The sequence below is a fragment of the Pseudomonas sp. 3A(2025) genome (assembly GCF_054589175.1).
Map to the genome: position 1 here is coordinate 16,424 of NZ_BAAILM010000012.1, position 14,051 is coordinate 30,474.

Annotated in this window: 13 protein-coding genes; 1 reads left to right on the top strand and 12 read right to left on the bottom strand. The window is 62.4% G+C overall.

Annotation, left to right across the window (positions count from 1 at the left end; all coding sequences use genetic code 11):
- Positions 1-9: 9 nt before the first annotated feature.
- From trpE to ACYP2A_RS04615, 9 genes are all read right to left on the bottom strand, one after another.
- Positions 10-1,482 carry an anthranilate synthase component I gene (trpE, locus tag ACYP2A_RS04575; protein WP_459743162.1) on the bottom strand — a complete coding sequence of 491 codons (1,473 nt, stop codon included), beginning with the start codon at positions 1,480-1,482 and terminating at the stop codon, positions 10-12.
- Positions 1,483-1,551: 69 nt separating this feature from the next.
- Positions 1,552-2,370 carry a phosphoglycolate phosphatase gene (locus ACYP2A_RS04580; protein WP_459743164.1) on the bottom strand — a complete coding sequence of 273 codons (819 nt, stop codon included), beginning with the start codon at positions 2,368-2,370 and terminating at the stop codon, positions 1,552-1,554.
- Positions 2,367-3,041, bottom strand: a complete 675-nt coding sequence (gene rpe / locus ACYP2A_RS04585) for a ribulose-phosphate 3-epimerase (RefSeq protein ID WP_459743166.1) — start codon at positions 3,039-3,041, stop codon at positions 2,367-2,369. The genes ACYP2A_RS04580 and rpe overlap by 4 nt, the downstream gene beginning before the upstream one ends.
- Positions 3,042-3,252: 211 nt before the next feature.
- Positions 3,253-4,077: an ABC transporter permease gene (locus ACYP2A_RS04590; protein WP_459743168.1), complete on the bottom strand. Its 825-nt coding sequence runs from the start codon at positions 4,075-4,077 to the stop codon at positions 3,253-3,255.
- Positions 4,078-4,088: 11 nt separating this feature from the next.
- Positions 4,089-5,336, bottom strand: a complete 1,248-nt coding sequence (locus tag ACYP2A_RS04595) for an ABC transporter permease (protein ID WP_459743170.1) — start codon at positions 5,334-5,336, stop codon at positions 4,089-4,091.
- A gap of 90 nt (positions 5,337-5,426) precedes the next feature.
- The gene (locus ACYP2A_RS04600; RefSeq protein ID WP_459743172.1) at positions 5,427-6,461 is read right to left on the bottom strand and encodes an ABC transporter substrate-binding protein; all 1,035 of its coding nucleotides are present in this window, start codon (positions 6,459-6,461) and stop codon (positions 5,427-5,429) included.
- 78 nt (positions 6,462-6,539) lie between these two features.
- A complete protein-coding gene (locus ACYP2A_RS04605) occupies positions 6,540-7,664 on the bottom strand; it encodes an ABC transporter ATP-binding protein (protein ID WP_459743174.1) in 1,125 nt (374 codons plus the stop codon).
- 249 nt (positions 7,665-7,913) lie between these two features.
- A complete protein-coding gene (locus ACYP2A_RS04610; RefSeq protein ID WP_459743175.1) occupies positions 7,914-8,543 on the bottom strand; it encodes a response regulator in 630 nt (209 codons plus the stop codon).
- Between the two features lie 5 nt (positions 8,544-8,548).
- A complete protein-coding gene (locus ACYP2A_RS04615) occupies positions 8,549-10,552 on the bottom strand; it encodes a sensor histidine kinase (protein ID WP_459743177.1) in 2,004 nt (667 codons plus the stop codon).
- Positions 10,553-10,634: 82 nt separating this feature from the next.
- Between ACYP2A_RS04615 and ACYP2A_RS04620 the strand changes: the two genes are divergently transcribed.
- On the top strand, positions 10,635-11,576 hold the full coding sequence (locus ACYP2A_RS04620; protein ID WP_459743179.1) for an alpha/beta hydrolase family protein: 942 nt from the start codon (positions 10,635-10,637) through the stop codon (positions 11,574-11,576).
- 13 nt (positions 11,577-11,589) lie between these two features.
- On the opposite strand, the gene ACYP2A_RS04625 is transcribed toward ACYP2A_RS04620, so the two are convergent.
- From ACYP2A_RS04625 to ACYP2A_RS04635, 3 genes are read right to left on the bottom strand one after another with little or no spacing between them, the layout of a single operon-like run.
- On the bottom strand, positions 11,590-12,357 hold the full coding sequence (locus ACYP2A_RS04625) for a TerB family tellurite resistance protein (RefSeq protein ID WP_459743181.1): 768 nt from the start codon (positions 12,355-12,357) through the stop codon (positions 11,590-11,592).
- The gene (murU, locus tag ACYP2A_RS04630) at positions 12,357-13,028 is read right to left on the bottom strand and encodes an N-acetylmuramate alpha-1-phosphate uridylyltransferase MurU (protein ID WP_459743183.1); all 672 of its coding nucleotides are present in this window, start codon (positions 13,026-13,028) and stop codon (positions 12,357-12,359) included. Before murU ends, ACYP2A_RS04625 begins: the two co-directional genes overlap by 1 nt.
- Positions 13,025-14,029 (bottom strand): aminoglycoside phosphotransferase family protein, encoded by a 1,005-nt coding sequence (locus ACYP2A_RS04635; protein ID WP_459743185.1) that lies wholly within the window; start codon positions 14,027-14,029, stop codon positions 13,025-13,027. The genes murU and ACYP2A_RS04635 overlap by 4 nt, the downstream gene beginning before the upstream one ends.
- Between the last annotated feature and the right edge of the window lie 22 nt (positions 14,030-14,051).

A 14,051-nucleotide genomic window follows, 5' to 3' on the forward strand; every position in this document is an offset into this window, starting at 1 on the left:
TTATCGGTTTTACGACTGTTCCGCCAATGCTACGGCGCGGAACATGGCGCGGCGCTTGTTGATGGTTTCTTCCCACTCAAGCGCCGGCACCGAGTCGGCAACGATGCCGCCGCCGGCCTGGACGTGCAGCTCGCCGTCCTTGATCACCGCCGTGCGGATGGCAATCGCGGTGTCCATATTGCCGTTCCAGGCCATATAGCCCACGGCGCCGCCATACACGCCGCGCTTGACCGGCTCCAGCTCGTCGATGATTTCCATCGCCCGAATCTTCGGCGCGCCCGACAAGGTGCCGGCCGGCAGGATCGCGCGCAAGGCATCCATGGCGGTCAGGCCGCTTTTCAACTGGCCGGTGACGTTGGAGACGATGTGCATGACGTTGGAATAACGCTCGATGATCATCTTTTCGGTGAGTTTCACCGAACCGATTTCCGACACCCGGCCAGTGTCATTGCGCCCCAGGTCGATGAGCATCAGGTGCTCGGCGATTTCCTTGTCGTCCGACAGCAGGTCTTCTTCCAGTGCCCGATCGGCCTCTTCGGTGGCACCGCGTGGGCGGGTGCCGGCAATCGGCCGTACCGTCACCAGATTGTCTTCGACGCGCACCAGCACTTCCGGCGAACTGCCGACCACATGGAAGTCGCCGAAGTTGAAAAAGTACATGTACGGCGTCGGGTTGAAGCAACGCAGCGCGCGGTACAGGTCGATCGGCGCGGCCTTGAAGTCGATGGACATCCGTTGCGACGGCACCACCTGCATCACATCACCGGCCAGGATGTACTGCTTGACGGTATCGACCGCGCGCTCGTAATCATCCTGAGTGAAGCTGGAACGGAAAGCCGGCTCGGCCGCCGGTGGACGCGACAGGTCCAGGCCACGGCGCGGGGTAATCGGCTGGCGCAGCTTTTCCATCAGTTCGTCGAGCTGCGCCAGGCCTTGCTCGTAGCCCTGCGGCTGCGCCGGGTCGGCGAGGACGATGGCGTGCATCTTGCCGGCCAGGTTGTCGAACACCACCACGGCATCGGAGACCATCAGCAGAATGTCCGGCACGCCCAGCGGGTCCGGGTTCGGGCAGTTGGCCAGGCGCTTCTCGACATAACGCACGCAGTCATAGCCGAAGTACCCCACCAGGCCGCCATTGAAGCGCGGCAGGCCAGGCAAGGTCGGCACGTTATAGCGGGCCTTGAAGGTTTCGACGAACGCCAGCGGGTCTTCTACCTGCAAGGCTTCGATCTCGACGCCATCGCAGGTCACGCTGACGTTGTAGCCGTGCACACGCAGCACGGTGCGGCATGGCAGGCCGATGATCGAATAACGCCCCCATTTCTCGCCGCCCTGCACCGACTCCAGCAGATAGGAGTTGGGCTGGTCAGCCAGTTTCAGGTAGATCGACAGCGGGGTATCGAAGTCGGCCAGGGTATCGATGGCCAGGGGAATGCGGTTGTAGCCTTCAGCGGCCAAACGCAGGAATTCTTCGCGATTCATACAGCACCTCGTGGTGTGAGGATAAAAACGGTCGGTTGGGCAAACAGGCCGCGAGCGGCCGGATTCAAGTCAGGCGCGCCAGCGCCAGCGGGCCAGGGCCTTGATGACTTTCATCCAGAGTTTGCGAGTGACCACCACGATGGAATCTCTATGAGAGGGACGTTCGATGTGCGGCAACAGTATCTCAGCGCCCTGATCCAGGCAACCGGGAATCAGCTTGCGCAAATCATCGATGACCAGCGCAGGAGACTCTTCGGCAATCGGCCGGCCATGGTTGTAGCCATAGGTCAGGCCCACGCAGGCGACACCGGCGGCCCTGGCCGCCTGCACATCGCTGCGCGAGTCGCCGATGAACAGCGCCTGGGCGGCCGGCACACCGGCCATCTTCATCACGAACAGCAAAGCGGCAGGGTCGGGCTTTTTCTGCGGCAGGGTGTCGCCACCGATGATCAGCCGAAAAAACCGCCCCAGCTTCATGTCATCCAGCAGCGGCGCGACAAAGCGCTCCGGCTTGTTGGTGATCAGGGCCATTTCCACGCCCTTCTTCTGCAGCCACTTGAGGGTTTCGCGTACGCCGGGGTAGACCACGGTGAACTCGTGCTTCTCGGCATACGCCTGCATGAACAGCTCAAGGCCCTGCGCGGCCAGGGCGTCGTCGACGCCACTGTGCTCAAGACTCCCGGCCAGCGCCCGGCGCACCAGAATCGGTGCACCGTTGCCGACCCAGGCACGCACCGCCTCAAGACCTGCGGCGGGCCGGCCCAAAGCCTGCAGCATCTTGTCGATTGCCACCGCCAGGTCAGGCACCGAGTCGACCAGTGTGCCGTCCAGATCGAACATGATCAGTTTCGGTAGCTGGTCGCCAAAGAGCTGTTCAAGGCCGCTCATGAGCGGGCGGCCGCTAACTCGCTGCGCATTTTCTCGATGACTTGCTGGTAGTCCGGCGCGTTGAAAATCGCCGAGCCGGCGACGAAGGTGTCAGCACCGGCTGCGGCGATTTCGCGGATGTTCTGCACATTCACGCCGCCGTCGATTTCCAGGCGAATATCGCGCCCCGATGCATCGATCAGCGCACGTGCCTCACGCAGCTTGTTCAGCGTACCGGGGATGAACTTCTGCCCGCCAAAGCCCGGGTTGACGCTCATGAGCAGGATCATGTCGACCTTGTCCATCACGTATTCGAGCAGGTTCAGCGGGGTCGCCGGGTTGAACACCAGACCGGCCTTGCAGCCGCCCTCGCGAATCAGTTGCAGCGAGCGGTCGATGTGCTGGGTGGCTTCAGGGTGAAAGGTGATGTAGGTGGCACCGGCTTCGATGAAGTCGCCGATGATGCGATCCACCGGACTGACCATCAGGTGCACATCGATCGGCGCGGTCACGCCGTACTTGCGCAGCGCGCTACAGACCATCGGGCCGATGGTCAGGTTCGGGACATAGTGGTTGTCCATGACATCGAAGTGGACAAAGTCCGCGCCGGCGGCGAGTACGTTGTCAACTTCCTGGCCCAGACGGGCGAAGTCGGCGGAAAGAATCGATGGAGCAATAACGAAGGGCTGCATGGCGCACCTGTCTGGACTGAATCACGGTGGCGCGCATTGTACTCCTCTACGAGCTGCAAGCTGCAAGCTGCAAGCTGCAAGCTGCAAGCTGCAAGCTGCAAGCTGCAAGCTGCAAGCTGCAAGCTGCAAGCTGCAAGCTGCAAGCTGCAAGCTGCAAGCCAAACACTAACCGCGTTGACTTGCAGCTTGCAGCTAATAACTTGCCGCTGCTTTAGTCCGGCTGCACTCGCAGCTTTTCGCTGCGCCCGCGCAGCCATTCCAGCACCAGCAACAGCACCACCGAGAAGGCGATCAGCAGGGTCGCCGCCGCCGCGATGGTCGGGCTGAGGTTTTCGCGGATGCCGCTGAACATCTGCCGTGGCAAGGTCGCTTGCTCGGGGCCGGCCAGGAACAGGGTTACCACCACTTCGTCGAACGAGGTGGCGAAAGCAAACAACGCACCGCTGATCACCCCCGGTGCGATCAAGGGCAGGGTCACCCGGCGAAACGCCGTCAGTGGCGAAGCGCCCAGGCTGGCAGCGGCTCGCACCAAGTTGTAGTTGAAGCCTTGCAAGGTGGCCGACACGGTGATGATCACGAACGGCACACCCAGCACCGCGTGCACCAGAATCAGCGAGGTGTAGCTGTTGCCCAGGCCCAGCGGGGCGAAGAACAGGTAGCTGGCGACACCGACGATCACCACCGGCACCACCATCGGCGAGATCACCAGGGCCATGACCAGCGCCTTGCCGGGAAAGTCGCCACGGGTCAGGCCAATCGAAGCCAGGGTGCCGAACACCATGGCCAGGAAGGTCGCAGCGGGTGCGACGATCATGCTGTTCTTCAAGGCGCGCATCCACTCGGCCGAATTGAAGAAGTTCTCGTACCACTGCATCGAAAAGCCTTGCAGCGGATAGACCAGAAAGCTGCCCGAGTTGAACGACAACGGCACGATCACCAGTACCGGCAACACCAGAAACAGCAGTACCAGCGCGCAGATGATGCGCAAGGCGTAGTACCAGATTCGCTCGATCGGCGAGGTGTAAGGGGTCAGCATGATGATTCTCCTCAGCTCAGGCGCAGGCGGCTGGCGCCGACCAGCCAGCTATAGATCAGGTACAGCACGATGGTCGCCAACAGCAGCAGGCCGCCCAGTGCCGTGGCCATGCCCCAGTTGATGCTGGTGTTGGTGTAGAAGGCCACGAAATAGCTGACCATCTGATCGTTCGGGCTGCCCAGCAATGCCGGGGTGATGTAGTAGCCGATCGACAGGATGAACACCAGCAGGCAACCCGCGCCGATGCCGGCATAGGTCTGCGGGAAATACACCCGCCAGAAGCTGGCGAACGGGTGGCAGCCAAGCGAAATCGCGGCGCGCATGTAGCTGGGCGAGATGTTCTTCATCACGCTGTAGATCGGCAGGATCATGAACGGCAGCATGATGTGCACCATCGAGATGTACACGCCGACCCGGTTGAAAACCAGCTCCAGCGGCTTGTCGATAATACCCATGGCCAGCAACGCGCTATTGATCAGCCCGCTCGATTGCAGCAATACGATCCAGGCCGCAACGCGCACCAGAATCGAGGTCCAGAACGGCAGCAGCACCAGAATCATCAGCAGGTTGCTCTGCCGCGACGGCAGGCTGGCCAACAGGTAAGCCAGCGGGTACGCCAGCACCAGGCAGATGGCGGTAATCACCAGGCCCATCCAGAAGGTACGGGCAAAGATGTCCAGGTAGATCGCCTGATCGGGCGAAGCCGCCGCCACTTCACCGACATCGTCGATGCGATGGTCGACAGCGGCCAGCAGGTAATACGGGGTCACGCTGCTGGTGTTGCGGCGGATCGCCTGCCAATAGGCAGGATCGCCCCAACGCTCATCCAGCGCTTCCAGGGCATCCTTGTAGGATGCGGGTTCAGCCGGCAGCGGCAAGGCGCGCGCGGTCTTGGTCAGCAGGCTGCGATAGCCGGCCAGTTCCATGTTCAGACGCTTGGACAGATCGCCCAGGGTCGAATTCTTGCGGGCATCGGCCAGGTCGCGGCTCAGGGCCACATAAGCCGATTCGGGCGGCAGGCCCTTGCCATCCCACTTTTTCACCTCGACGATGGTCGTCGGCAAGGCGTTCACCACTTCCGGGTTGCCCACACTTTTGAACAAAAGCGCGGCGATCGGCACCAGAAAGACCAACAGCAGAAAAATAACCAGCGGCGCGATCAGTGCCTGAGCCTTGAAACGGTTGAACCGCTCGGCGCGAGCCAGACGTTGCTTGAGGTTGGGGCTGGCGCCTTCAGACAGGGGCACGGCGGTGGCCATAGCGAACTCCGAAAATCTTTGAACAAGGCTTTTGAACAAGAGGGCGCCCCCTTGCGGGAGCGCGCCTCAGGCTAACGCGGGGTCAGACGCTTACTTGGCAGCCCAAGCAGTGAAACGCTGCTCCAGGGATTCGCCGTTGTCGGTCCAGAACGAGACGTTCATCTGTACCTGGTCCTTGATATTTTCCGGCGTAGTCGGCATGTCGCTCAGGATGTTCTTGTCCAGCAACGGTACAGCCTGGGTGTTGGCCGGGCCGTAAGCGATGTTTTCCGAGTAGATCTTCTGCTGTTCAGGCTTGAGGGTGTAGGCGATGAATTTTTTCGCCGCTTCAGCGTTCTTCGAGCCCTTCGGAATGGCCCAGGCGTCGAAGTCATACACGCCGCCGTTCCAGACCACTTTCAGGTTGCTCTCTTTCTGCACAGCCGCGATACGGCCGTTGTAGGCCGAGCTCATGACCACGTCGCCCGAGGCCAGGTACTGTGGCGGCTGAGCGCCAGCTTCCCACCACTGGATGTTCGGCTTGAGCTCGTCGAGCTTCTTGAAGGCGCGGTCCTGACCGTCTTTGCTGGCCAGTACCTTGTAGACGTCGGCAGGCTTGACGCCGTCGGCCATCAGGGCGAATTCCAGGGTGTATTTGGCGCCCTTGCGCAGGCCGCGCTTGCCCGGAAATTTCTTGGTGTCCCAGAAATCGGCCCAGCTGGTCGGTGCGGTGGTGACCTTGTCGGCGTTGTAGGCCAGCACCGTGGACCAGACGAAGAAGCCCGCGCCACAGGTGCTCAGCGCGCCCGGCACGTAGTCTTCTTTCTTGCCGAACAGCGCAGGGTCCAGTTCTTCGAACATGTCTTCGTCACAACCGCGCGACAGCTCGGGCGACTCGACTTCTACCAGGTCCCAGGACACGCTTTTGGTGTCGACCATGGTTTTGACCTTGGCCATTTCACCGTTGTACTCACCGGCGATGATCTTGCCGTTGCCCGCTTTTTCCCACGGTGCATAGAAGGCTTTTTCCTGAGCGGCCTTGTTGGCGCCGCCAAAGGAAATGACCGTCAGATCGGTTGCCGCCATGGCGTGCGCTGCACACATCATCCCCAGCGTAATAGCGGTGAACTTCAATGGTTTGAGCATTTATTCTTCTCTCCACGGGCAGTGTTGGTTTAGCAATTGGGTAGGACGATTGTTCCGTCTCTAAGGTTAAGCGATGCCTTATTGCACTTGCTGCAGCGGGTCGAGCGCGCGGGCGTGCTCGGTTTGCCAGCCGATCGGCACGACATCGCCCACGCGCATGGCGGGGTCGAGTTCGGCAATCGGTTGTTTGACGAAGAAATCGGTCTTGCCGGCGACTTCCATGCGCACCCGCACGTGGTCGCCCAGGTAGATGAATTCAGCGACGCGGCCCGAGAAACGGTTGGCGCAATGCTCGCTGTGGCCGTTGAGGCTGATGCGCTCCGGGCGAATCGACAGGGTCACCGGGTCACCGCTCTGGCCGACATTGACCGCCAGCGCCTGCACGCGCTCGCCACGGCTCAGCTCGACCACGCAGCGCTCGCCTTCCTGACTGACCAGCCGGCCATTGAGGCGGTTGTTTTCGCCGATGAAGTTGGCCACGAAGGTATTTTTCGGGGCTTCGTAAAGGGTGCGCGGGGCGTCGATCTGCTGAATCTCGCCCTGATGGAACACCGCCACCCGGTCCGACATGGTCAAGGCTTCGCCCTGGTCGTGGGTCACGTAGACCACGGTCACGCCGAGGCGCTGGTGCAGGTGCTTGATTTCCATCTGCATGTGTTCGCGCAGTTGCTTGTCGAGCGCGCCCAGCGGCTCGTCCATCAGCACCAGTTGCGGCTCGAACACCAGGGCGCGGGCCAGGGCCACACGCTGCTGCTGACCGCCGGACATCTGCGCCGGGTAACGATGAGCAAAGGCGTCGAGCTGGACCATGCCCAGGGCACGCTTGACCTTCTCGCCGACGTCGGTCTTGCTCAGGCCACGCACCGTCAGCGGAAACGCCAGGTTCTCGGCGACCGTCATGTGCGGGAACAAGGCGTAGTTCTGAAACACCATGCCGATGTCGCGCTTGTGCGGCGGCACGTGGTTGATGGCCCGGCCACCGAGCAGAATCTGCCCGGCCGTCGGCGTTTCAAAGCCGGCCAGCATCATCAGACTGGTGGTCTTGCCGGAGCCGGAAGGCCCGAGCAGGGTGAGGAACTCGCCTTTGCGAATGTCCAGGTTCAGGTCTTTGACGATCAGTGATTCGCCGTCGTAGCTCTTTTGCACACCACGAAAGCTGACCAGAACGTCATTGGCCCCAGCGCTTGAATCGACGTCGCTCATTACCCACACCTTTGTTATGTCTGCGTGAGTTCAAGACTAGTGCAGGCCACAGGCCACGCAAATCGGGAGCTGTGAGAGATTGTCCTAGGCGCGATGGAAGGTCGCGTGTAGGGATTGCCCTACACGGATGGCGCGATCAGGCATATGAAAAATCAACACAACCCGTAGGAGCGGCTTCAGCCGCGAAGCAAACAACCCGTTCGCGGTTAAAAGCGCTCCTGCGAGGTCGCAATCAGATACGTCGCCCTGTCAGAGCAACTTGTGCTCCATGGCATATTTCACCAGGTCCGCCAGCGAATGCACATTCAGCTTCTGCATCAGGCGCGCCTTGTGGGTGCTGATGGTCTTGCTGCTCAAGGCCAGTTGCTGGGCAATGTCGTTGACGTTGGCGCCTTGGGCCAAACGCTCGAACACTGAAAACTCGCGCTCCGACAGCAGTGCATGCAGCGGCCGGTTATCGGTCAGGCCGACTTCGAAGACCATGCGGTCGGCCAGGTCCGGATCGATATAACGCCCGCCCGCCGCCACCCGGCGAATTGCCGTCAGCAACAACGCAGGATCACTGTCCTTGGTCGCATAACCGGCCGCGCCGACCTTCAGCGCCCGCGCGGCCATTTGCGCCTCGTCGTGCATAGACAGCACCAGAATCGCGGGCGGGTTGTTCAGCGCCCGAATCCGCGGGATGGCCTCCAGGCCATTGACGCCCGGCATCGAGATGTCCAGCAACACCACCTCGCACGGCACCTGGCGGAGGATTTCCAGCAGTTGTTCGCCGTTGCCGGCCTCGCCGACCACTTGCAGGTCCTTGGCCAGGCCGATGAGCTGCTTGATGCCCTCGCGCACGATGGTGTGATCTTCAGCTACCAGTACACGAATCACGTGGCTCACTCCTGCTCGACCGGATCAAGGGGGATATAAACATACAAGGCTGTGCCCTCACCCGGCTCGCTGTCCAGCTCCAGCCGGCCGCCGAGCATCAAGACCCGCTCGCGCATGCCCACCAGGCCGAACGAGGACGGTCGACCGGCCAGCGGGTCAAACCCCTGGCCGTCATCGGCAATGTTCAGGCACAGCAGGTTATCGGCCAGGGTCAGGCTGATCTGAACCGAATGCGCCTGCGCATGGCGCATCACATTGGTCAGCGCTTCCTGCAGAATGCGGAACATGCCAATCGCCCGCGCATCGCTGAGCGCCGGCAGGTTATCGGGTACCAACACCAGGCAAGGAATGTGCGTGCGCTCTTCGAAGCGCCGGGCCTGCCATTCGATGGCCGAGGCAATCCCGGCATCCAGAATCGGCGGGCGCAGGGCCGTGGCCACATCGCGCACCAGCTGGAATAACTGTGCGATCAAGCGCTTCATGCTGTTGAGCCGGTCGCTCAGGCCGGGGTCAAGATCGGCATAGGCCAGCTCGCACATCGAGGTTTCCAGCTTGAGCACGGTGAGCATCTGCCCCAGTTCGTCATGCACCTCGCGGGCAATGCGTGCCTTTTCTTCTTCGCGCACGCTTTCAAGGTGCGCCGACAATTCGCGCAGTTGTTCATGAGCACGGCGGCGTTCACTGACATCGCTGAGAAACACCACCAGGTATTCGGCCTCGCGAAAGCGCAAGAAGCTCAACGACACATCGGTGGGCAGCACGCTGCCGTCGGCGCGAATGCAGTTGGTCTCGAACACCTGCGGGCCGTCCTCGCTAGAGCGGGCGTTGCGCCACAGGTTCAGCCAGCGGTCCATGTGCAGGCCCGGCTCGAAGTCGATCAACGGCCGGTCGACCACCGCGCCCGCCGGGTAACCCAGCATGGTTTCGGCGGCCTGGTTGGCATAACGCACGCGGCTGTCCCAGTTGACCCAAAGAATGCCGACCGTGCTCTGGTCGATGGAAAACTGCGCCAGGCGCAGCGCCTCTTCACCGGCCAGGCGCCGGGCAATGTCCTCACGCGCATCCAGCAGTTGCTGCTCCAGCGTCTGCTGCATGCGCCGCTGCCAGATGACGATGGCCAGGCACGCCAGCAGCATGACCAGCAACAACAGGCACAGGTTTTTCCACAGGGCCGTCGACTCACTGAAACGTGACGAGGTCAGCGGCATCCAGCGCGCATGCAACTGGTCCAGCTCCTTGGCCGGGATCGCCAGCAACGCGTCACTCACGATGGCCGCCAGCTCCGGTGCATCACGCCGTGAAGCGACGCGCAGCAACTGCGGCAGGCCGATGTCGCCAACGATGGTCAGCCCGGCGAACTCCGGCTCGCGAAACAGCCGGCTGAGCTGTGCTTCGTCGACCACGGCATAACGCGCCTGCTGGCTGAGCAGCAGTTGCAAGGCCTGACGCTCCAGCGGCACGCCTTGCAAATTCAGGTGCGGGTAGTTGGCACGCAGGTAATCGGCGGTCGCCGAGGGCATGCGCACGACCACCCGCGACAAGGTATCGAGATTCTCCAGGTCGACGGTGCCACTGCCGTCTCGCTCGCCGATCAACAATTGCGAGACGCGCAGATAGGGATCGGAAAACAGCCACAGACGCAGCCCGGTCGGGGTTTGCATCAGGCCGGGGGCCAGATCCAGATCGCCGGCCGCCAGGGCTTTTTCCATCGCGCTCTGGTCCGGGTAGGTGCGCCATGACAACTCGACGCGCAAGGCCGCCGCCAGCGCATTCATCAGGTCGACATTGGCCCCGGACAACTGCTGCAAACGCTGATCGAATTGCGCATAAGGCGCACGCAGTACCACACCGACGCGCAAGGGCCCATGCTGTTCCAGCCAGGCACGCTGCTCGCCGTTCAGGTTCGCCTGAACCGAAGCCGGCGGCTCATCGGCACGCGCCACCGCACTAGCCAGCATCAAGAGCACAGCCAGGCTGCCGATAAAAAACCCACGTACAACCGCTATCATCAAGGCATGCTTCTCGTCTGTTGCACTGCTTATCTGCACTGCCAAGCACAGTGCCCGCATGGATTCTGATCTGGAATATCCGATGTCCCATACCCTTCGCGCAATGTTTCCTGCATTACTGCTGTCATTGAGCCTGATCCAGGTCATGCCGGCGGTGGCGGCCGACCCGGCACCTGCGCCTGCCGCAGCGCCCACGACAGCCCCTACCGATGCCCCCATTGAACGCCCGCCGCTATTGTCCCGCGAGCAGGAAGAAGCGCAGGCATTGGAGCAACGCCTGCCCGCCCAGGAGCTGCAACAACTGCAAGCCGGCGACACGCCGTTTCTGGCGCTGTGGAAGCCGGCCAACAGTGACGACCCGCAAGGCGCGGTGGTCATTGTTTCCGGTGCCGGCGAGTCGGTGGACTGGCCCAATGTGGTCGGCCCGTTGCGACGCAAGTTTCCCGACATCGGCTGGGCGACCCTGAGCCTGCCGCTGCCCGATACCCAAGACCCGGCCTTGCAAGCCCGCGAGGCCGAGCCTGCCGCCGATGCTGCACCTCAAGCACCGGCCACTGAAACGCCAGCGGCTGAAGCTGCCAGCCCACCGGCCGATGACACTGCCACCAAGGCCGCCGAAGCCGAGCAGATCTTTGCCCGCATCGACAGCGCGATTGCCTTTGCCGTCCAGAACAAGGCACGCAGTATTGCCCTGCTCGGCCACAGCAGTGGTGCTTACTGGGCCACGCGCTACGCCAACGAACGCGCGTCGTCACAGGTGCAGAAGCTGATACTGGTAGGCGCACGCGAACCCGTTGGCGCCACACCGTCACTGCTGGCGCTGATCCCGGACCTTAAAGTCAAAACCGCCGACTTCATCTACAAGAACCGCCCCAACGGCAGCGCCGAACAACGCCTGCAAACCAGCAAACGCACCAAGGGCCCGGGCTTTACCCAGATCGGCCTGGTCGATATCGCCGGCAACTCCGAGGCCGAACAGGAACAGATTTTCCGCCGGGTTCGCGGCTGGGTAGAAGCGCAGTAACACCCCGTAAGCCCTAACGGAACCCGCGCCGTGTCTTGATCAACGCATAGGCGCTGTGCAAATCTCGGGTTCTTTCGGTGGCTTCGCGCACTTGTGCGGCGCTGGCGCCTGCGCCGGTCAGCTTGTCCGGGTGATGACGGCTGAGCAGACGCCGGTAGGCGCGCTTGATCGCCTGAGGGTCGGCATCGGCCTTTACCCCCAGCAGCGACAAGGCGCCGGGGTAATCCTCGACGCTGCCGAGCGGCGTGCGCTTGAGCGGGTCATGCTCGGCCGCCAGTGCATCGACTCTCGCAGGCGACCAGCCCAGCCACTGCCCCCAGACACCGATCAGCTCTCGCTCGACAGGCGTCACCTTGCCGTCGGCCCAGGCCATGCGCCAGCAGGCCCGCAGCAAGGCTTCGCCGGTGACCGGATCGCTGCGCAGATAACGCAGATAACCGCGCAACCCTTCGCGTTCGTCGCGGCCACGGTTAAACGCTGCAACGGCACGCAAGCGTGCTGCGCTGTCCAGCCCCTGGCCGCTCATTTGCGCACGCGCCTGATGAATATGCGCTGGCATCACCCGCCCATTGCTTTTGGCCAGCCGGCCCAGCAATACAAACAACAGCTCGTCGTCGCGGATCGCTGCCGGCCCGCCCAGCCGTTCGCGCAGGGTCTGCCAGTTGCGCAACTGCAGGCGCCGGTCGACCACCTGGCCCAGCACCGTGCCGAGCAAGGCGCCTGGAATACTGGCCAGTGCATAGCCGATTCCCGCCCCGATCAGGGTGCCCGGCCACAACATCAGTGCTTATCCGCCAGCAGCCGCTCGACCTCGGCCAGACGCTCATGGGTCCCGACATCCACCCAGCGTCCCTCGAAATGCTCGCCGCTGACCTGCCCCTCGGCCATCGCCTTGCGCAATACCTGCACCAGCTTGAAGGCACCGGGCTCGTAGCCTGCAAACAAGGCCGGATCGAGAATCGAAATGCCGCTGTAGGTCAGGCGCCGCGAGGCCGAGTCGTCATCGCGCACCTGACCGCTCACCAGCGAAAAATCGCCCGCCGGATGGTGCGCCGGGTTGTCGATCATCACCAGATGCGCCTGGCTCGCCAGACGCACATCCAGGTTGGCAAAGTCGTAGTCGGTCCAGACATCGGCGTTGATCACTGCAAACGGCTCATCGCCCAGCAACGGCAGCGCACGCAGGATGCCGCCACCGGTTTCCAGTGGCTCGCCCTCGGGCGAATAACGAATGCTCAGGCCGTAGCGCCGGCCGTCGCCCAGATAGTCTTCGATCTGCTGGCCCAGCCAGGCATGGTTGATCACCACCTCATCGAAGCCTGCAGCGCGCAGGGCCTTGAGGTGATAATCGATCAACGGTACGCCAGCCACCGGCACCAGTGGCTTGGGCGTGGTCAGCGTCAATGGACGCATGCGTTCGCCTTTGCCGGCGGCGAGAATCATCGCTTTCATGCAAGCCTCGCCAACAGTTGCCCCAGCGCCGCCAGTTCCGGACGTCGGGCCAGCACCGCGTCTATATAAGAGAAGAAGCGTGGCACATCGGCCAGGTAACGTGGCTTGCCATCGCGGTGGCAGATGCGCGCAAAAATACCGATGACCTTGAGGTGGCGCTGCACGCCCATCAGATCGCTGGCGCGCTGGAATTCGGCAAAATCGGACTGCACGGCAATACCCGCTTCACGCGCCTGATCCCAATACTGCTGCTGCCAGGCCGCGACCCGCTCTTCAGGCCAGCTCAGGAATGCATCCTTGAACAGGCAGGTGATGTCGTAAGTCACCGGGCCATAGACCGCATCCTGAAAATCCAGCACGCCAGGGTTGGGTTCACTGCGCATCAGGTTGCGCGGCATAAAGTCGCGGTGCACCAGCACCTTGGGCTGGGCCAGCGCGCTGTCGATCAACAGGCTGCTGGCCTGCTGCCAGAGCGCCTGCTGTTCAGCATCCAGCTCGATGCCCAGATGACGTTGCACATACCATTCAGGGAACAGCTCCAGCTCGCGGCGCAGCAACGCGACATCGTAGCTGGGCAACGGCGCGTCCATCGGCAGGCGCTGGAAAGCGATCAAGGCATCGATGGCGTCGCTGAACAGCGCGTCGGCATTGTCGGCATCGATCACGTCAAGGTACGTCTGGTGCCCGAGATCATTGAGCAACAGAAACCCCTGTTCCAGGTCCTGGGCATGAATCACCGGCACATTGATGCCGCTGCTGGCCAGCAAATGCGCGATATCCACGAAGGGCCGGCAGTTTTCCTGAGGCGGCGGCGCATCCATGACGATCAGCGTGCGGCCGGCGCCCTGCCAGCGAAAATAACGGCGAAAACTGGCGTCGCTGCTGGCGGCGGTCAAGCTCGCCTGGGGCACGGCGCCCCACTGGTTGGCCTGAAACAGCGCAGGCAATTGCTCATCCAGCCAAACCTGGAGCTTTTGCAGGCGTATATCGTGGTCTTGCATTACAAGGGTCTCCGACGGCGCT

Excerpts from the sequence above, each read along its gene's own strand:
- ACYP2A_RS04620 (WP_459743179.1), top strand. The coding sequence starts at position 10,635 with ATGTCCCATACCCTTCGCGCAATGTTTCCTGCATTACTGCTGTCATTG.
- ACYP2A_RS04590 (WP_459743168.1), bottom strand. The coding sequence starts at position 4,077 with ATGCTGACCCCTTACACCTCGCCGATCGAGCGAATCTGGTACTACGCC.
- murU (WP_459743183.1), bottom strand. The coding sequence starts at position 13,028 with ATGAAAGCGATGATTCTCGCCGCCGGCAAAGGCGAACGCATGCGTCCA.
- ACYP2A_RS04595 (WP_459743170.1), bottom strand. The coding sequence starts at position 5,336 with ATGGCCACCGCCGTGCCCCTGTCTGAAGGCGCCAGCCCCAACCTCAAG.
- ACYP2A_RS04635 (WP_459743185.1), bottom strand. The coding sequence starts at position 14,029 with ATGCAAGACCACGATATACGCCTGCAAAAGCTCCAGGTTTGGCTGGAT.
- ACYP2A_RS04605 (WP_459743174.1), bottom strand. The coding sequence starts at position 7,664 with ATGAGCGACGTCGATTCAAGCGCTGGGGCCAATGACGTTCTGGTCAGC.
- ACYP2A_RS04625 (WP_459743181.1), bottom strand. The coding sequence starts at position 12,357 with ATGTTGTGGCCGGGCACCCTGATCGGGGCGGGAATCGGCTATGCACTG.
- ACYP2A_RS04600 (WP_459743172.1), bottom strand. The coding sequence starts at position 6,461 with ATGCTCAAACCATTGAAGTTCACCGCTATTACGCTGGGGATGATGTGT.
- ACYP2A_RS04580 (WP_459743164.1), bottom strand. The coding sequence starts at position 2,370 with ATGAGCGGCCTTGAACAGCTCTTTGGCGACCAGCTACCGAAACTGATC.
- rpe (WP_459743166.1), bottom strand. The coding sequence starts at position 3,041 with ATGCAGCCCTTCGTTATTGCTCCATCGATTCTTTCCGCCGACTTCGCC.
- ACYP2A_RS04615 (WP_459743177.1), bottom strand. The coding sequence starts at position 10,552 with ATGATAGCGGTTGTACGTGGGTTTTTTATCGGCAGCCTGGCTGTGCTC.
- trpE (WP_459743162.1), bottom strand. The coding sequence starts at position 1,482 with ATGAATCGCGAAGAATTCCTGCGTTTGGCCGCTGAAGGCTACAACCGC.